Origin of the sequence: Deinococcus malanensis (assembly GCF_014647655.1) — a bacterium.
Lineage (GTDB): Bacteria > Deinococcota > Deinococci > Deinococcales > Deinococcaceae > Deinococcus > Deinococcus malanensis.
Genome location: NZ_BMPP01000001.1, coordinates 19,452 through 36,830 on the forward strand (window position 1 = coordinate 19,452; position 17,379 = coordinate 36,830).

Annotated in this window: 15 protein-coding genes; 8 read left to right on the forward strand and 7 right to left on the reverse strand. The window is 66.2% G+C overall.

Annotated features, from left to right (window positions below; genetic code table 11):
- Positions 1-9: 9 nt before the first annotated feature.
- On the reverse strand, positions 10-918 hold the full coding sequence (locus IEY49_RS00110) for an Hsp33 family molecular chaperone HslO (RefSeq protein ID WP_189003394.1): 909 nt from the start codon (positions 916-918) through the stop codon (positions 10-12).
- 277 nt (positions 919-1,195) lie between these two features.
- Between IEY49_RS00110 and IEY49_RS00115 the strand changes: the two genes are divergently transcribed.
- From IEY49_RS00115 to IEY49_RS00125, 3 genes are all read left to right on the forward strand, one after another.
- On the forward strand, positions 1,196-2,992 hold the full coding sequence (locus tag IEY49_RS00115; protein WP_189003396.1) for an ABC transporter substrate-binding protein: 1,797 nt from the start codon (positions 1,196-1,198) through the stop codon (positions 2,990-2,992).
- Positions 2,993-3,072: 80 nt separating this feature from the next.
- Positions 3,073-3,768 (forward strand): response regulator, encoded by a 696-nt coding sequence (locus tag IEY49_RS00120; RefSeq protein WP_189003397.1) that lies wholly within the window; start codon positions 3,073-3,075, stop codon positions 3,766-3,768.
- Between the two features lie 559 nt (positions 3,769-4,327).
- A complete protein-coding gene (locus IEY49_RS00125) occupies positions 4,328-7,246 on the forward strand; it encodes a sensor histidine kinase (RefSeq protein ID WP_189003399.1) in 2,919 nt (972 codons plus the stop codon).
- A 36-nt stretch (positions 7,247-7,282) separates the two neighbouring features.
- On the opposite strand, the gene IEY49_RS00130 is transcribed toward IEY49_RS00125, so the two are convergent.
- On the reverse strand, positions 7,283-8,317 hold the full coding sequence (locus tag IEY49_RS00130; RefSeq protein WP_189003401.1) for a YkoP family protein: 1,035 nt from the start codon (positions 8,315-8,317) through the stop codon (positions 7,283-7,285).
- Between the two features lie 172 nt (positions 8,318-8,489).
- Between IEY49_RS00130 and IEY49_RS00135 the strand changes: the two genes are divergently transcribed.
- Positions 8,490-9,671: a glycosyltransferase gene (locus IEY49_RS00135; RefSeq protein WP_189003403.1), complete on the forward strand. Its 1,182-nt coding sequence runs from the start codon at positions 8,490-8,492 to the stop codon at positions 9,669-9,671.
- On the opposite strand, the gene IEY49_RS00140 is transcribed toward IEY49_RS00135, so the two are convergent.
- A complete protein-coding gene (locus IEY49_RS00140) occupies positions 9,613-10,305 on the reverse strand; it encodes a glycosyltransferase (protein WP_189003405.1) in 693 nt (230 codons plus the stop codon). The genes IEY49_RS00135 and IEY49_RS00140 overlap by 59 nt on opposite strands.
- Positions 10,306-10,367: 62 nt before the next feature.
- Here IEY49_RS00140 and IEY49_RS00145 point away from each other — a divergent pair, with 62 nt between their 5' ends.
- Both IEY49_RS00145 and IEY49_RS00150 read left to right on the forward strand, forming a co-directional pair.
- On the forward strand, positions 10,368-11,606 hold the full coding sequence (locus IEY49_RS00145; RefSeq protein WP_189003407.1) for an MFS transporter: 1,239 nt from the start codon (positions 10,368-10,370) through the stop codon (positions 11,604-11,606).
- A gap of 79 nt (positions 11,607-11,685) precedes the next feature.
- Positions 11,686-12,357, forward strand: a complete 672-nt coding sequence (locus IEY49_RS00150; protein ID WP_229780552.1) for a polysaccharide deacetylase family protein — start codon at positions 11,686-11,688, stop codon at positions 12,355-12,357.
- Between the two features lie 61 nt (positions 12,358-12,418).
- Here IEY49_RS00150 and recR read toward each other — a convergent pair whose 3' ends face one another.
- The 4 genes from recR to IEY49_RS00170 all read right to left on the reverse strand — a co-directional run bounded on the left by recR (position 12,419) and on the right by IEY49_RS00170 (position 16,162).
- Positions 12,419-13,015: a recombination mediator RecR gene (recR, locus tag IEY49_RS00155; protein WP_189003409.1), complete on the reverse strand. Its 597-nt coding sequence runs from the start codon at positions 13,013-13,015 to the stop codon at positions 12,419-12,421.
- Positions 13,016-13,043: 28 nt separating this feature from the next.
- Positions 13,044-13,334 (reverse strand): YbaB/EbfC family nucleoid-associated protein, encoded by a 291-nt coding sequence (locus tag IEY49_RS00160; RefSeq protein ID WP_189003411.1) that lies wholly within the window; start codon positions 13,332-13,334, stop codon positions 13,044-13,046.
- A 59-nt stretch (positions 13,335-13,393) separates the two neighbouring features.
- Positions 13,394-14,074: an NUDIX hydrolase gene (locus tag IEY49_RS00165; protein WP_189003413.1), complete on the reverse strand. Its 681-nt coding sequence runs from the start codon at positions 14,072-14,074 to the stop codon at positions 13,394-13,396.
- 72 nt (positions 14,075-14,146) lie between these two features.
- Positions 14,147-16,162 (reverse strand): amylo-alpha-1,6-glucosidase, encoded by a 2,016-nt coding sequence (locus IEY49_RS00170; protein ID WP_189004182.1) that lies wholly within the window; start codon positions 16,160-16,162, stop codon positions 14,147-14,149.
- 170 nt (positions 16,163-16,332) lie between these two features.
- Here IEY49_RS00170 and infC point away from each other — a divergent pair, with 170 nt between their 5' ends.
- Together infC and IEY49_RS00180 are read left to right on the forward strand one after the other, a co-directional pair.
- Positions 16,333-16,962: a translation initiation factor IF-3 gene (gene infC, locus IEY49_RS00175; RefSeq protein WP_189003415.1), complete on the forward strand. Its 630-nt coding sequence runs from the start codon at positions 16,333-16,335 to the stop codon at positions 16,960-16,962.
- A 122-nt stretch (positions 16,963-17,084) separates the two neighbouring features.
- Entirely contained in the window at positions 17,085-17,330 is a 246-nt protein-coding gene (locus IEY49_RS00180; protein WP_189003416.1) for a glutaredoxin domain-containing protein, read from the forward strand.
- Positions 17,331-17,379: the final 49 nt, after the last annotated feature.

The following is a 17,379-nucleotide window of genomic DNA, read 5'->3' on the forward strand; positions in this document are numbered from 1 at the left end:
GCGGTCTGCTCAGGCCTGGGCGCGTTCGATCTGGGCGTCTATGGCAGCGATCTCGGCCGGCGTGATGTGATAGGTCTCGCTGCACCAGTGGCAGTGCACGCCCTGGCCCCCAGCGTCGATCATCTCCTGCCGCTCGTCGGCATTGAAGAACCGCAGGCTGTCGCTGGCGCGCTGCCGGGTGCAGCGGCACTGGAAGGCCGCCGGCTGGGCTTCGGTTGCCAGGGTCAGGTCCAGACCGGCGGTCAGCGCCGCCATAGCTTCCATCAGGCTGCCCCGGCGCAGATGATCGGTGATCTGTCCGAAAGCGCGGATATTGGCCTCCAGGCGTGCCAGGGTTTCGTCGCTGACACCGGGCATGGCCTGAATCAGCACTCCGCCGGCGCGGTGGACCCGCCCACCTTCCTCGTAAACGCCCAGCAGGGCGGCGTTGGGAATCTGTTCCGAGACGCCCAGGTAGGTGCTGACGTCCTCCGCGATCTCACCGCTGATCAGATGCACACTGCCGGTGTAGGGCTCACCGTTGTCGAGCAGACGGGTGACTTCCAGTTCGCCGTCGGTCCCGACCAGACCGCTGACATCCAGTTTGCCGTCACTTTCACGCAGCGGCAGATCGGCCTCGGGTCGGCCCACATATCCGCGGACGCGGCCGTCCACGCTGCCCTCAGCGACCATCAGGCCTACCGGACCGCCGCCGTGCACCCGTACGGTCACCCGGCTGTCGCTGCGCTTGCCCAGCACCGTGGCCAGCAGGGCAGACGCCGTCATGGTCCGGCCCAGCGCTGCGGTGGCTGTTTTGCTCAGACCGTGGCGCAGCCGGGCGTCCTCTACGATTCGTGTTGCGTCCATCCCTACCAGACGCAGGGTATTTCCGGCTGCGGTGCCCCGCAGAACAAAGGAAGCAGGAAGGGCGTCAGTCATTAGGAAACCCTACAAGAGGGCACTCTGGGGGGATGTGGGTGGTCTTGCATTCCCCCCCTGTGCCCCGCTTCCAGGTTTAGCGACCGTCTGTCCGAGGGCTGTCTGTCCAAGGAAGGTACGAAATGTCCAGGGTCTCCAGAAGTCTGACCAGTGACTGGCGGAGCCGGTAGCCGAATTTATGGCTGCACTAATCCCGGCTCATCCAGTGGACTTACCCTGACCGTCTGTGTACCGAACCTGCGTCTGTGACGCACACGCAACGTTCAAGGAGCAACTCATGAAACGTAATTTTAAACTCAGTGCACTCGCGCTGACCACGTTGGCACTCACCCTGGCGGCCTGCGACAACAAGAAGGCCGAAACCAGCACCTCAGTCACCAACACCGAGACCTCAACCGAAAGCACTACGACGGCGGGCGGCGACAGCAATACGCTGGTTGTGCAGTCCAGTGCCGATATTCCGACCATGGACCCCGGTACCACCTACGACACCAGCAGTGGACAGGTGGTCGAGAACCTGTACGAGACCCTGGTGACCTACAAGGGCAACAGCCTGACCGAGCTCGAACCGCTCCTGGCCACCGAGTGGACCGCAAGCGAGGATGGCACGGAGTACCGCTTCACGCTGCGCGATGGAGTGAAGTTCCACAGCGGCAACTCCATGACCTGCGCGGACGCCGAGTACACCTTTCGGCGCAACCTGGTCACCAACACCAGTGAAAGCGGCAACTGGTTCCTCTCCGAGAGTCTGCTGGGTACGGCCAGCAATGCCAACGACGACAAGAACATCAGCTGGACCAAGATATCCAGTGCTGTGAAATGTGACGGCGATACGCTGGTGTTTACGCTGCCCAAGGCGGACCCGGCTTTTGTCAGCAAGTTGGCCTATACCGGCCAGAGCATCGTGGACAGCGAGCATGCCAGGGAAATCGGCGAATGGGACGGCACCGAGGCCACTTGGAAGGAAGCGGTGGGCAAGGACCTGACCGGCAGCCCCCTGGCGCAGAACCCCAGTGGTACGGGTGCCTACAAACTGCTCAAGAAGGACGCCAACGCGGTGACTGCCCAGGCCTTCGCCGACTACTGGGGCGAGAAGCCCGCGATCCAGAACATCCTGCTGCAGAAGATTCCCGAGCAGGCGCCGCGCCTCCAGGCCTTCGAGAAGGGCGACGCTGACATGGTTGAGACGGGCGGCCGTCCCATCATCGAGTCGCAGCTCAGGGGCAAGCCCGGCATTGCGATCGTGGACGACCTGCCTGACACCAGCGCTTTCGGGATCAGCATGAACCACGCCATCAAGGGTGATGTGATCGGCAGCGGCAAGCTTGACGGCAAGGGTATTCCCGCCAACTTCTTCAGCGACGTGGACGTGCGCCGCGGCTTTGTGGCGGCCTTTGACGTACCCCAGTACATCGAGGAAGTGCAGAGCGGCAAAGGTGAACCCCGCAACTTTCTGCTCCCCGACACCTTCCCTGGCTACAACAAGGATCTGGAGGCTCCCAAGTTCGACCTGGAGGCGGCCAGGGCCTCGTTCCAGAAGGCGTGGGGCGGTGAGGTCTGGAAGAAGGGCTTTACCCTCAACGTCTCCTACCGTGCCAACAGTATTCCCGCTCAGACCGGCATGGAAATGCTGAAGAAGAACATCGAATCCATCAATCCCAAGTTCAGGGTCAATCTGGTCGCCAAGGAATGGAGCACGCTGCTCGAAGACGGCAACGAGGGCAAAGAAGCGATGGTCATGACCGGCTGGGCACCTGACTACGCCGACCCCGACAACTTCGTGCACACCTTCTACAGTTCCGAGGGCTACTACCAGCCGCGACTGAACTTCAAAGACGAGCAGATCGACGCCTGGATCAACGAGGCGCGCAGCACCACCGACATGGACCGCCGCAATGAGCTGTACACCAACATTGCCAAGCGGGCCATCGATCAGGCCTACTACATCATGATGCCCAGTAACCCCGGCATTCTGGCCCACCGCGAGGCCCTGGGCGGCGTCAGCCAGGACACCTTCAACCCCATGATTTCCTTCGGTACCGGCACGCTCTGGAAGAACCTCTCCAAGAGCTGAGCCCGACTCCACAAGGCCGCCTTCCTGCCGGGGGCGGCCTTTTTGTGCCGGCCCCCGCCGGCCCCCGCTATGCTGCGCGTATGTCCGACGCAGCCCGTCCGCCCGAGGCCGAGACCGATACGCCCCGCACCATTACCCTGCTGCTGGTCGACGACCATCCGGTGGTGCGCAAGGGGACCCGCGAACTGCTCGAAGGCGAGGCGGACCTGCACGTGATCGGGGAGGCCGGCAGCGGTGAAGAGGCGGTGGTCAAGGCCCGCGCCCTGCAGCCGGATGTGATCCTGATGGACGTCAGCATGCCCGGCATGAACGGGATCGAGGCCACCAAGGCCATCAAGGCCGAGCGGCCTGGCGTGGGTGTGCTGGTATTGACCAGCTACGACGATGACGCGTACGTGTTCGCCCTGCTCGAAGCGGGCGCCGCCGGCTACCTGCTGAAAAACGCCTCGGAGGATGACCTGCTCGGTGCCGTGCGGGCCGTCGCAGCCGGCGAGAGTGCCCTGCATCCCAGCGTGGCCCGCAAGGTCCTTGAGCGCTTCAGTACCCACACCACCCCGACCCCCCCGGAAGACGACCTGAGCCCCCGCGAGCTGGAAGTGCTGCGTGTGGCCGCCACCGGCCGCACCAACAAGGAAATTGCCCGGGATCTGGACATCAGTCCCCGGACCGTACAGGTTCACCTGGCCAACATCTTTTCCAAGCTGGGCGTCGGTAGCCGCACCGAGGCCGTGTTGCACGGCATCAAACGCGGCTGGATCGATCCCCGGACGCTGTAGGGGTTTTCAGGAGTTCCAGGCTCCGGTGATTCTTTGAACGCAGCTGTGTGATACCCGGCCAGGTCTGTTTTTCATGGATCACCTGTTGTCGACTGAGGGTCCGGTAGGCAGGGAGTGCAGGAAGTGGGGGCGCGTTTCCAGCAGTCGGGGAAGCCAGGACCACCCGGGAACCCGGCAGGGCGAGATGTTCCGTCCGGCAGTCTCTGGAGCAGGGCCACGCTGATGCTTGCGCCATACTTGCCAAAATCCATCTGCGTCGGGAAACTCCTGTAGCGATATATGGGGCCGTTCCTTTCCAGAACGGCCTGGACCCATCAGGCATGCTGCTACCAGATCACCAGAATCCAGGTGGCCATGCGGGCGGGTCTCGCGGCCCGGCAGGAAATCCAGCGCCCACGCGCCCCGCGGACAGGAGCGCGTCCGGTTCTGGCTGGTTAAACCGCTGCTTTCGCTCAGAGTATCTAGGAGGGCCTGATTTTCGGGAAGATGGCTGTCCGGGGCGTTGTGACGGTCGCAGTTATGCCCTGGGGCATTGTGCGCTACGTTAGCCAACAAAGGTATGTCCCTGCCTCTCTTCCCGCCAGCCCTGAGCGCTGCCACCACAACGACACAGTTCGGTGAGGCGCTGGCAGCTTTCGCGTGCAAGGTGGCGCAGGCGCACGGTGTCCGGGTGTGGGTCATGCAGGACGGCCGGCTGGGCGAGGTCGCCTGCGACGGTCGCGGCATGGCACTGAGCGACGGAACCCTGGCTGCCGAGGCCATGACCGTTGGCACCCGGCTGGACGAAGGCATGCTGAGTGCCGTGCCCTTCGGGTGTGGGGTGCTGGAGTTCGTGGGCGCCGATCACGATGAACTCGGGACTCTGAGTCAGTTGGCTCCGCTGCTAGGGCTCGCCCTGGAGGGGGTCCAGGCCCGGGAGGCGCGGCAGGGCCGTGGCCGGGTGGCCGAAAGCGTGGAACAGCTGGTGCGCCGACTGGGCGGCAGTCTGGACCTGGGCGAGGTGCTGACCGCCACCGCTGAGAGCGCGGCCCTGGCGCTGGGCTTCGGACGGGCTTTCGTGGGGCTGTTCAGCGAATTTACCGAGCGCGGCGCACGCACGGGAGAGGTCTTCACCTATGGCCTGGACACCTCCTTTACGGGGGGCATCGGGGTGGGGCCGGTGTCATTTGAACGCCTGATGCAGCGCGGCGAGGTCATCGTCTATGACCGTTCGCGGGATGCCAATTCCCCACTGGCTGGCGGGCTGGCGGAGCTGAACCCGGAAATGGCGGTGATTGCCCCGCTCAGCGCGCGTGGTCGTCCGCTGGGGGTGCTGTACGTGGACCGCCAGACGCCGGGTCCGGGTGTAACAGACGATGACACCTGGCTGGTCCTGACCCTGGCGGAGCAGGCCAGCCTGGCCATCGACAACGCGAGGCTATACAGCACCGAGACCCGCAAACGTGAGGCGGCCGAGGCCCTGCGTGAAGCGGGCGCTGCGCTGGCCGGCAGCCTGCACCTCAACGAGACCCTGGCTGGTGTGCTGGAACGCGGCAGCACCCTGTTCGGCGCAGATGCCGCCGCTGTGTACGAACTGCAACCCGACGGCCGGACCCTGACCATCCGCAACGCGGTGGGCCTGCCCAGCGAGTACGTGCTGCGGGTGCGCAGCAAGGTCGGCGCGGGGGTCACCGGGCGCGCCGTAGAGCGGCGTGAGCGGGTCATCACGTCCGACATCCGTGAGGCCAATCTGGGCGCCGGAAGCCGCTATACCCGCCAGCTGCTGGCCCAGGGAACCTACCCGTACCGGGGCATCGTGGCCCTGCCGCTGAGCACCCGCGCTGGACCCTTCGGCGCGCTGACCCTGTACTGGTCCGCTGTGCTGCCGCTGGACGCCGACGATCTGGCACTGACTGAGGTTTTCGCGGCGCAGGCTTCGCTGGCCATCGAGAACGCGCGCCTGTACGAGGAGGAGCTGCGCCGCGAGCGTGAGGCGGCCGTGCTGCTGAATGTCGGCCGGCTGCTGGGCGAAGACCAGAGCGACCGCGCCCTGGCCGAGGCCACCCGCCTGTGTGCAGTGGCCCTGAATGCCGGCCGCGGCCTGATCGCCCTGGTCGGAGAGGACGGTCAGGTGACGCGCTGCGCGACCTACAACCTGCATCCCCCTTCGGCCGATGAACTGGCATCGCTGTACGCCCAGCTGGGCCGTGGACCCCGGCCTCTGACCCGCCGCTACGCCCTGCCGGTGGCGGGAAGCGCCCTGATCGTGCCGCTACGGGCCGATCTGGGCAACGATGCCGGGGCTGACCAGGGCAGAGGCGGTGTGCTGGGCTTTCTGTATGCCGACGACCCGGGCACTGAGGCACCCAACGACCGGATACTGGGTCTGGCCCGCAGCGTGGCCGACCAGATGGCCCTGACCCTGACGCGTGAGAGGCTGCTCGCTGCCCTGGCGCGGGAAGAGGCCCGCTACCGGCAGCTCGCCGAAGGCGCCCATGACCTGATCCTGAGCGCTGACCCGCAGGGCACCATCACCTATGCCAACCCGGCCGCGACCCGCCTTCTGCGCCCGCTGACCGGGCCACTTGTAGGCACCAGCCTGCTGGACCTCAGCACGGTGGTTACCCGGGACGCCCTGTATGCGGCCTGGGACGCCGCGCACACCCGTCCCAGTGGTGGCCGCGCCGATATCCAGGTGGGGCCCTACCGCCTGGAGGCCCGCCTGAGTGCCGTGCGGACCGGGACCGCCGGCGGGGAGGCCGGCGAGGGCGTGTTGATGGTCGCCCGTGACCTCAGCGAGTTGCAGACCCTGGCCGAGGAAATCACCCGGCGCGGGCAGGCTCTGGAAGCGGCCACCAGCCGCCAGAGTGAACTGCGCACCTACCTGACGCTGTTCACGCAGGCACAGGAGGAAGAGCGCCGCCGCATCAGCCGTGAACTGCATGACGACACCGCGCAGGTGCTGACTGCCACCACCCGCCGTGTGGCCCGGTTGTCGCGTGAACTTGAAGGCGAGCAGCGCTCCCGGGCCGACGACATTCTGGGCGACCTGAACGATGCCATCGAGAGCGTGCGGCGGTTTGCGCGCAACCTGCGGCCCAGCGTTCTGGACGACCTGGGGCTGCTGCCGGCACTGGAGTGGCTGGCCACCCAGGCGCAGACCGACACCCGCCTCGAAGTCAGTGGCCCCGAGCGCCGCCTGACGCCCACCGTGGAACTTACTGTTTTCCGGCTGGCCCAGGAGGCCCTGAACAACGTGGACAAGCATGCCGGGGCTCACAGCGCGGCCATCCGGGTGGTATTCAGCGATTCGGGGGTACGGGTGGCCATCACCGACGACGGCCAGGGATTTACCACGGCTCAGGCAGAACAGCGCGCTCAGGACGGGCATCTGGGACTGATCGGCCTGCGGGAACGCGTCGCCCTGGCCGGTGGTCAGCTCGATGTGAAAAGCACTCCCGGGCAGGGCACCACCCTCATCTTTGACCTGCCGGGCTAAGGGCTGGTGCTCCGGGCGACCAGGGCCGAGGGTCAATCAGCGGCCGTAGCGCTCCAGAAAGGCCTCACGGGCCATCCAGGCCATTTTCGGCTTTCCCTCGCTGGGGGTGCGGGCGGTGCCGTACATCAGGCGGATCAGCCGGAATCCCAGGGCATACCAGCGGGCACGCATGGGAGGCAATTCCAGCAGCGTAAAGCCGGACTGCGCCAGGGGTGCATGAAACAACGTGACCGCAAAGACCGCTTGTGCCTGCTGCAGCTGAGGCATGGTCTGCAAAGCCTGCGCCACGTCACGCAGGCTGCGCTGGTAGGCCCGGTAGGCTCCCAGCGCTCCACGGCTGGCCAGCCCCACAATGCGCGGGGAGTGCAGGTGCAGTTCGGCAGTGGGGGTACCTGGAGCCAGGGGCAGCGGAGCCGGAGCGTGGTCGTGTGGCGCGATCCGCATCACGCCATCGGCGCGCTGTATCAGGTCAATGACTCCCGAATTCCGGGTAAAGCGATCCTCGACCAGCCGCTGGTAGGCCAGGAACATCAGGTCATGGCCGCGTGCGCGGCGCAGGCCAGGCAACTGGCGCAGCGGAACCGGCCGGTAGCCCGACTCACGCAGGGCGGTCAGGCGGTCGGCCAGATCAGAGGGCCGGAGTTCCACCGTCTGCCCCGGTTCCGGCTGGGGGGCGGGGTGGGGCAGGGGAGAGACCCCCTGCTTCGCCAGCGATCTCAGGGCAGACCAGGGAAGGTCGCGGGCGTCCCAGACCGTCACCCGCTGGGCCGCCACGGCTTCCAGCAGCGCTAGCCTGGCCGGATCACCCTGCCCGGCCAGTTCGTGCCCGGCGTGGGTGGCCGTTCTCAGCATGGCAGGTGCATGCTGAGCCAGCCCGGCAGGGACCACCAGGGTCGCCTGCACGTCATGACCAGCCAGGGTATCCAGGCTCAGACGCAATCCGGCTGCGCTCGTCACCGGGATCAGCACGGCCACCTCCGGCCCACCGCCCCGACCCCCGGCCCAGGCACCGAAGGCTCCGGCGCGCAGCAGCGCCTCTCGTACATTCAGGCCCCCCCTGGCGTCGTTCATGGCCTGGACTGTAGCGCAGGATTCCGGGGTGGCCAGGCCGGGGCCAATAGTGTGGGGGGGGAGGTCAGCTTTGTGGGCCCCATCTCATGTTTCGCGTCGTATTCTCCTGGGTAGTGATGCTTCAGGGTTTCTTAAACTTTCTCGGTTCAGGCGCGTCACACAGGTGCCTCGCATGAAGCCGTTGCGCATCGGCCTGTTTACGGACACCTTTCTGCCTGACCAGAACGGCATCGTGACCAGTGTCGGGCTGCTGAGCGATGAACTACGCGCTCAGGGCCACGATGTCGAGATTGTCGCTCCGGACTTTCCTGAGCATGTCGAAGTGCGCCCTGACGTTTACCGGGTGCCCAGCGTCAAGTATGTCTTTTTGCCCACCTACCGGCTGGCCTGGCCGACCCGCAAGGACTTCGAGCGTCATTACGACATCGTGCACACGCACACGCCGCTGACGCTGGGGCTGGCCGGGGCGCGCCTGGCCCGCAAGTGGAAGGTGCCGCACGTCGCGACGTATCACACCCATATCGAGGCCTATACCCATTACGTTCCGGGTTTCACCACCATGCAGCGGCACACTGGCGCGGTGACCCGGACTGCCGGTCTGTATTACGGCCGTGCCGACGCTGTCATTACCCCAACGGCCGGGATGTTCGACGTGCTGCGGCGCATGAATGCCCGCAATCCGGTGGTGATCCCGACCAGTATTGAACCGCGTGTGCTGCGTACGGCGCCGCCCGTCGCCAGCCCCTGGCCGGAGGGTCGCCGCCGGCTGCTGACGGTAGGGCGCCTGGCGCGCGAGAAACGCTTTGACCATGTGCTCGACACCCTGCCGGCCCTGCCTGAAGCGCATCTGGTGATCCTGGGCGAGGGCCCAGAGCGTGAACATCTGGAACTGCATGCCCGGCGCCTGGGTGTAGAAGACCGCGTGACGTTTCTGGGCGTCAAGCCCTGGACCGAGATCGGGGCGTATTACCGCCTGGCCGAGCTGTTCCTGTTCGCCAGCGATACCGAGACCCAGGGGCTGGTGCTGCAGGAGGCCCAGCTGATGGGGGTGCCGGTGGTGGCCGTGGGTGCGCGCGGAACCCTGAGCGGGGTGGCCCATGAACGCAGCGGCTATCTGGTGCCTCCAGGCGACGTCAACCGGCTGATCCGCCATGCCCGCGCGGTGCTCGACGACCCTCAGCTGTGGGCCCGGCTGTCTGCAGGGGCGCGTGCGTTCGGGGCGACCACCACGCCGGCCGGCGTGGCCCGGCAGGTGCTGGAGGTTTACGCCCAGGTGCTGGGCATGCCCAGCGTGGTCACTTTTCCGGAGGCGGCGCCCGGTCATCCCCGAAATACCCTCGTGTATGACCAGTGACGTTGCGTATGTGACGCCACAGAAACGGAGCCAGCCCGCCTTCGAGCCGGCGCCCACTGGTCTCGACCAGGGCCCCGCGCACGTACGCTACTTTGCCCAGACGGTCGAGTTCCTGCCCCAGGATCACGTCCTCGTAGGCCTCCACCAGCGGATAGCCGCCGGCCAGCAGGGCTGCTTCACGCGAGTAAGCCATGTTGCCGCCGGCCAGATTGGGTTTGCCCAGCATCCGGCAGGTGTGCAGAAACGCGCTGTAACTTCCGCGCGACAGCCTCACCATGGCTGGCGAGACGCCACAGAACTGCATGGGGCCGTAGAGGGCCACGCGGCCTGGAGCGGCCTGATCGAACCTCTGCAACCACTCCGGAATGGGCAGCGAATCGGCATCGGTCGTGGCCACCCATTCACTCCGGGCCTCCACCAGACCCAGCTGCCGTGCGCGGGCCACCCCACGCTCCGGACAGCACAGGACCCGTGCTCCCCAGGCGCGGGCCACCTGTACGGTGTCGTCGGTGCTGCCATTGTCCACCACGATCACTTCGGCCGGAGCTCTGAGCTGCCGTTCCAGCGCCCGCAGCGTCTGGGGCAGGTACTTCGCCTCATTGCGGGCGGGAATCACAACCGAAAATTCGGGCACCCGCACAGGCTAGCAGGACTTTACGCAGTTTCCCCGGCATGGCTGCGTCACAATAGGGTTTCATGAGCCGCCGACCTCTGCGTGAACTTCTGCCTCTGCGTCCCGGCACCGCCGCTGGCGTTCTGGCGGCCGGGCTGACGCTGGCGTGCGCGGAATTCGTCCGGAGTGGTCTGTACGGTGCTTACCTGACCCAGGTGATCGACACGAAATTTCATCTGCCGGTGGCGGTGGCTGGAGCTGCATGGACCTCGCACATGGTGGCCGATACCCTGATGCGCGGCCCGGCTGGAGGGCTGATCCAGCGCTTCGGTCCCAGGCGTGTGGCGCTTGCAGGCGCTGCTGTCAGCCTGCTGGCCCTGAGCCTGCTGCCGCTGGCCCACAGCGCCTGGATGCTGCTGCTGGTCGCTGCAATCCATGGCATTGGCTTCTCGCCTATGTGGCCAGCTGCCATGAACCTCACAGCCGACGCGGCACGCCCCGGCTACGAAGGCCGGGTGCTGACGGTGGTCAGCACTTCGGTGATGCCGCTCACTGGCCTGGGCTTCATGGTGTATGGGGCGCTGGCCCACCGTCCGGACGTGTGGGCCATCACCATAGCCCTGGTCATGCTGAGCCTGAGCCTGCTGCTTTCGCTGCTGCTGCCCGCCCGCCGTCACATCGAGGCTGCGGCCGAAGGCGGCGAGCGCAGGAGCAGCCCCCGGGCGCTGCTGCCAGCCCTGTTGCCACTCCTGCCAGCCGCCCTGATGCAGACGCTGACGCAGGCCCTGATCGGCAACTGGCTGTTTCGCATGGCGCCCAAATTTGGCCTGGAATACTGGGATCTGGTCGCCCTTCTGGTGGTTGGCGGTGCGGTGGCCTTCGGCAGCATGCCGTTTACCGGCCGCATAGCCGACCGTGGCCGGGCCCGTCTGGCGGTGACTGTTGGCTATGCCCTGGTTGCGCTGGGGCTGGCAGGCTTCGCATTCATGCCCCCGGTGTGGACCCTGTTTCTCCTCGCGGCCTGTACAGGCCTGGGCTACGCGTTCCTGACTCCCGGCTGGGCAGCCCTGGTAGCCCAGACCCTGCCCGAGGCCCAGCGTCCCGCTGCCTGGGGTGTCCTCATGACTGTAGAGAATGGGGGCTTCGCGGCCGGACCACTGCTGGGTGGTCTGGCGCTGCAGCAGGCCGGGGTCCGTGGCCCGTTTGCCCTGGGTGCAGTCCTGGCCTTGATAACGTCACTGGGCTACGTGCTGTTCCGGCGGCACTTCCAGTCACGCCCCCCAGGAGTCGAAACGCCTGTCAAGGCGGGAGGCGCCGATTAGGTCGGCAAGCAGGGTGAGCGCCAGAAGAGGATCTCAGTGCTTCCAGAACTCGGCTGCCTCGCTGGCTGGGCTGGTTCTGGTGTCGGTGGCTGCTGCTGAGGTTCTGGGACGAGCGGCGGGCTGGGGGGCCATGGGCCCGGGGAAGCCCAATGGCCACCTTGTCGCGGTGACCTTCGATGACGGCCCTGGTCCGCGCACTGCGGAGTTGCTGACTGTCCTGGCGCGGCACGGCGCACGCGCTACGTTCTTCGTGACTGCGCCAGCCGTACAGACCCACGCGGCGCAGCTCCAAGCGCTACGCAGTGCCGGGCATCAGTTCGAAGCGCATGGCCGCTGGCACATCCACGCCCTGCTGCTGCCTCCCTGGCGGGAATGGAGGCAGGTGCGCTGGCATCCCCGTACACAGGAGCCTGGGCCGCACTTCTACCGCCCCCCATACGGAGGGCATAGCCCCTGGACGCGGCTGTTTGCGCGCCTTCAGGGCCGGCAGATCGCGCTGTGGGATGTCGAGGGACGGGACTGGACCAGCGGCGACGCTGCTGGGCTTGCCGGGCAGGCTCTGGCGCGTGTGCGCCCTGGCAGCGTGATTCTGTTGCATGACGGTCCCGCCGTCACACCAGAGCTTCTTGACCACCTGCTGGAGGGGCTGGCGGCGCGGGGTCTTCAGGCCGTGACCATGAATGAGCTGCCCCCCCAGCGCATCGGCCTGCGCGCAGGTGTCCGGCGGCTCCTGAGCAGCTACGGGCACTGACTGGAAAGCCCCGCCACAGCGGATGGGGCAAGGGAAAGGATCAGGTTCAAAGGAATGCGGCTTACTTGCTCACGCGCTGCCGGCCGGTCAGGGCCCGGCCCAGCGTGACCTCATCGGCGTATTCCAGGGCTCCGCCTACCGGCAGACCATAGGCGATGCGGCTGACAACGGCACCCAGAGGCTCCAGCAGACGCTGCAGGTACAGCGCAGTCGCGTCACCCTCAACAGTCGTGCCGGTGGCCAGAATAATCTCCTGGCCCTCCTGAACCCGGGGCAGCAGCGGCTTGATGTGAAGCTTTTCGGGGCCGACTCCGTTCATGGGGCTCAACACCCCGTGCAACACGTGGTACAGCCCCCGGTACTCGCCGCTGCGCTCGATGGCAATCACGTCGCCGGGTTCCTCGACCACGCAGATCAGATTCTGGTCGCGGCTGGGGTCGCTGCAGACATCACAGCGCTCGGCGTCGGTGATGTTGAAACAGATCGGACAGGTGTGCAGGTCGCGCTTGGCCGCGAGAAGCGCACCGGCCAGCCGCTCGATGTCCTCGCGGGGCTGCTCGAACAGGTGAAAGGCCAGCCGCTGCGCACTTTTGGGCCCGATCCCGGGTAAGCGCGAGAGCTCCCGGATCAGCGACACGAGGGAAGGAGGGTATTTCACGTTTTGCCCTGTTCAGCGCGGCGCGGCATCAGAATCCGGGGATACCCAGGCCACGTGTGGCTTCCTGCTGAAGCGCATCGGCCTTGGCACCCGCGTCCTGCAGAGCCACCAGAATCAGATCCTCCAGCGCTTCGACGTCATCGGCGTCCACGGCCTCAGGCTTGATCTTCAGGCCCTGCACCTTGCCGTGCCCGTTCATGGTGACGGTGACCAGTCCGCTGGCCGAGCCTTCCACCGTCTGCGCAGCCAGGTTCTCCTGGATCCGGTTGGCAGCCACCTGGGCCTGCTGCATCTGCTTCATCAGCTTCTTCATGTCCATGACCCGCAGTTTAGCGGGCAGGCACGGGCAAGAAGGTGCCGGTCAGAAGGGTGACAGGCTCAGAGCGCCGCGCTGCGGGCGTTCTTGGCTTTGCGGTACAGCTGTGCCGGGCGACCTACGCCGGTCCGGCGCTCTCCGCTGGGCGTCAGGACCCCCTGGGCCAGCAGGCGTTTGCGAAAATTCCGCTTGTCGAGCTTGCGGTTCAGGATCGCTTCGTGAACGCCCTGCAGTTCGGGAAGGGTAAAGGTCTCCGGCAGGAATTCAAGCGCCAGATTGGCGTATTCCAGGCGCAGCTGCAGCCGGGCCAGGGCGCGGTCGAGAATGCTCTGGTGGTCAAAGGCCAGGGCAGGCGGCTGGTGCGCACTGAACCACTCGGCGCCCAGCGTATGTCCGCCGCCCGACACCTCTACCGTTCCGTGAGGCAACACCGCGAGATGCGCGACGCTCACAATGCGGCCGCGTGGGTCCCGGCCCACCTCCCCGAAGGTGTGGAACTGTTCCAGGTGACGGGGTTCGAGTTCCACGGTCGTCTCGGTCCGCAGTACCCGCAGGGCAGCCTCGTGCAATTCCTCACCAGACAGCACCAGCCCGCCCGGCAACGCCCAGTCCCGCGCGTGTGGCAATTCGCCGCGCTGGACAAGCAGCACCCGCAGAACGCCGTCGTGCATGGCAAAGGCCGCCACGTCCACCGCCAGACCTACAGGCATGGCCGGCACAGCCGAAGTGGCAGGAGGCGTCATATCAGGATGCTAGGGTTTGTGTCCACAGGACGTCAAGGATTAAGTGTCGCCCACGACCCGGCTTGCCTAGCGCTATCGCGCGCTTGAGGGCGCGGTTTGCGTTGCCGCTAGGCCTGTCTGCTGGGCGCGGGCCACCGCGACGTGGGCACGCAGCAGTTCGGCCACGCTCCAGGCCTGAAACGGGCACCCGCCAGGAGTGAGGCTCTGCCCGCTGAACACCTCCGAGACATGGCCCAGTCCAGCCTCCCACACGTGCCCCTGCAGGCCCCGCAGGGTGTCCCGTGCGCCTGCAAGGTCCCCGCGCGACAGCAGCAGATCGACGTAGGAAGCCAGCGGCCAGGGCCAGACGGTGCCCTGGTGGTAGGCCGCGTCACGTTGAACCTGCGTCCCGCCGTAATCGCCGCGGTACCGGGCGTCCAGGGGTGAAAGGGTGTGGAGCCCCAGGGGCGTGAGCAGTTCTCTCCGGATTAGTCCGGCCGCAGCGCTGATCTGCGCGGGCGTAGCCGGGGTGTCACCCAGTGCCAGTGCCAGGGCCACGTTCGGCCGTGGGCTCAGGTCCGGCACGCCATCGGCGCTCAGTGTGTCGGCAAACGCCGTACCGGTCCAGAAGACGCTGAAGCTCTCCTTGGCCCGTTGCAGATGAGCGGCAAAGGCAGGCGGCTCGCCCGACATCTGCGAGAGACGGCCCTCGGCGCCAAGGGCTGCCAGCCACAGCCCCTGGATCTCCACCGGCTTGCCATGTCGGGGGGTCACGACCCAGCCCTCGATTTTCACGTCCATCCAGGTCAGCTGAGCGCCGGGTTCTCCGGCCAGCAGCAGGCCGTCCCCCGGGTCCATGCGGATTCCATGATCGGTTCCCCGGACATGCCAGTCCAGCAGGTCACGTACCTGCGGCAGGGACTGGCGGGCAAAGTCCAGGTCGCCGCTGGCCTGCACATACAGTTCCAGCGCCACCACCAGCCACAGCGCGCCGTCCACGGTGTTGTAGCCCGCGCCACTGCCATCTTCATGAAAATTGTTCGGGATCAATCCCCGGCGCAGGGTGGCCAGGAATGTGCCCAGCAGGTCACGCGCCTCGGTGTAGCGGCCCGTGACCAGCGTCAGGCCGGTCAGGGCGATCATCGCGTCGCGGCCCCAGTCGGCAAACCAGGGATAGCCGGCGATCACTGTGACGCCGGCCGGGGCCGAACGCTGCGCGAGATAGGCGTCGGCGGCCACGGCGAGGGTCGCCACCAGGTCGTCGCGGACACCCGTCGCGGCCCAGGCCTGCCGGGCGTGCTCCCGGCGCCGGTTCGCTTCCGCCTCGTAGGCGGCCCAGGGGTCCGGCACTCCTGCAGCTGATCCCGCGCTAAAGACCAGGGCAATCTGACCTCCGCCTGCCGGCAGCTGGACCTGCCACAGGGCTGCACCCAGCGTCAGTTCGGACTCGGCCTCTCCTCGCGCCTGGTCGTGGCGGTAAAAGACGCGCTGCGGAAAAGGCGCGGGCGTCAGCGGCTGGACCCCGGCACCCGGGGCATGCAGCTGGACCCGGGTGAGCCGCTCGCCCTCGACCAGGGCTTCGTTGTCCACGCAGCGCAGGCTCAGGCGCGGGACGCCGGTATGGACCGTATGCATGTCCCGGTCTACGAAAAACCCTCCCAGGGTCAGGGTGACCGGCTCGTCGGCCTGCACGTCGTACAGGTACACCACGCTGTCGGCGCCGTGCGGCATACAGCTGCGGCGTCGAACGCGCACGCCACGCCACAGCTGTTCCCGTTCGGGCAACAGGTCGCGCAGTGTGGCTCCTGCCAGCAGGTCCAGGCCCTGCCCTTCAAACACGCCAGGAGCCAGTTCGAGGGAATGCAGCGTGGCCTCGCCGCTGGGCGTGCTCAGAATTTCCAGCGGCGAGGCCAGATGGGCGTAGCGCTGAACAGGAGGCTGCTGACTGACATTCAGGGCCGAATAACAGCGGGTGGGCACGCCAGCCAGACTGCCCAGTGAGAACCCGCCCCGGCCGTCGGTCAGCAGCACTTCCAGGTCAGGAGAGCGGGCCTGCCCTGGGCCGAAGGAGCGTGTCACTGCCGGTGAGGAAGCAGACGGGAAAGACATACGGCCCAGCATGGCATCAAGCATGATGAAACGCTCCAGACCATACGCCTCCCGACCAGGGAAAGGCCCGTGGTAAACTGCGGACCTGTCTGTCTGAAACAGCGCCCTCTTGCGGCGCATACGAGACAACAGGCCGCCCAGGCTGCCAGCGTGCGCCGGGCGCGGCGGAGGTGGTAAACATAGCGAAAGAACACAAGGTCAACGAGCAGATCCGCGTCCGCCAGATCAGGCTTATCGGCGGCGAAGGCGAGCAGATCGGCATTATCGACACCCGTGACGCCATGAACATGGCGCGCGAGAAGGGGCTGGACCTGGTCATGGTCAGCCCACAGGCCGTTCCACCTGTCTGCCGCCTGCTCGACTATGGCCGGTTCCGCTACGAACAGCAGCAGAACGAGAAGGAAAACCGCAAGCGCGTGCGCTCGCAGGAAGTCAAGGCCATCAAATTCCGGGTCAAGATTGATGACCATGACTTCAAGACCAAAACAGGCCACGTACGCCGTTTCCTGGACGACGGTCACAAGGTCAAGGTCACCATCATGTTCCGTGGCCGCGAACGCACCCACCCGGAACTGGGTGAGCGCATCCTGGTTCGAGTGGCAGAAGCTCTGGCCGATGTGGGAACGCCCGAAGGCATGCCCAGCATGATGGGCATGGACATGAACATGATCATGGCTCCCAAGCAGGCCCCCGCGCCCAAGAAAGAGCGCACGGAGGATACCGGGGATAAGGCCGGCTCTGCCGAAAAAGCCGAGCCAGTACCGGCCACTGCTCCTGCTGAAGCTCCTGCCAACGTCTGAGTTCAGCCTCAGAGCTAAGCGCCGTCCTACACAGGGCGGCGTTTTTTTGATGACCAGACCTGAGAAGGAAAGAAAGAAATGTCTGCGCCCATCCCTCATGCTTTATTTAGTAAACTGGTGCCATGATCAAGATGTACACGACCAGCTGGTGCCCTGACTGCCATGTGGCCAAACGCGCTCTGCAGCAGAAAGGCTTTGACTTCGAGGAAATCAACATCGAGAACGACGATGAGGCGGCGCAGTACGTGATGCGGGTCAATGGCGGCAAGCGCAGCGTGCCGACCCTGGTGAGTGGTGACGTCGCGCACAGCCTCAGCGGTTTCCGGCCGCAGAAGCTTGACGCCTTCCTGGCCGCAGCCGGACTGTAAAGCCGGAAGGCTCATATACTCATATAAAGGTGGCCGGCACTCCCTCACC

Coding starts and splice junctions, on each gene's coding strand:
- IEY49_RS00110 (WP_189003394.1), bottom strand. CDS start 918: ATGACTGACGCCCTTCCTGCTTCCTTTGTTCTGCGGGGCACCGCAGCC.
- IEY49_RS00115 (WP_189003396.1), top strand. CDS start 1,196: ATGAAACGTAATTTTAAACTCAGTGCACTCGCGCTGACCACGTTGGCA.
- IEY49_RS00120 (WP_189003397.1), top strand. CDS start 3,073: ATGTCCGACGCAGCCCGTCCGCCCGAGGCCGAGACCGATACGCCCCGC.
- IEY49_RS00125 (WP_189003399.1), top strand. CDS start 4,328: ATGTCCCTGCCTCTCTTCCCGCCAGCCCTGAGCGCTGCCACCACAACG.
- IEY49_RS00130 (WP_189003401.1), bottom strand. CDS start 8,317: ATGAACGACGCCAGGGGGGGCCTGAATGTACGAGAGGCGCTGCTGCGC.
- IEY49_RS00135 (WP_189003403.1), top strand. CDS start 8,490: ATGAAGCCGTTGCGCATCGGCCTGTTTACGGACACCTTTCTGCCTGAC.
- IEY49_RS00145 (WP_189003407.1), top strand. CDS start 10,368: ATGAGCCGCCGACCTCTGCGTGAACTTCTGCCTCTGCGTCCCGGCACC.
- IEY49_RS00160 (WP_189003411.1), bottom strand. CDS start 13,334: ATGGACATGAAGAAGCTGATGAAGCAGATGCAGCAGGCCCAGGTGGCT.
- IEY49_RS00165 (WP_189003413.1), bottom strand. CDS start 14,074: ATGACGCCTCCTGCCACTTCGGCTGTGCCGGCCATGCCTGTAGGTCTG.
- IEY49_RS00170 (WP_189004182.1), bottom strand. CDS start 16,162: ATGTCTTTCCCGTCTGCTTCCTCACCGGCAGTGACACGCTCCTTCGGC.
- IEY49_RS00180 (WP_189003416.1), top strand. CDS start 17,085: ATGATCAAGATGTACACGACCAGCTGGTGCCCTGACTGCCATGTGGCC.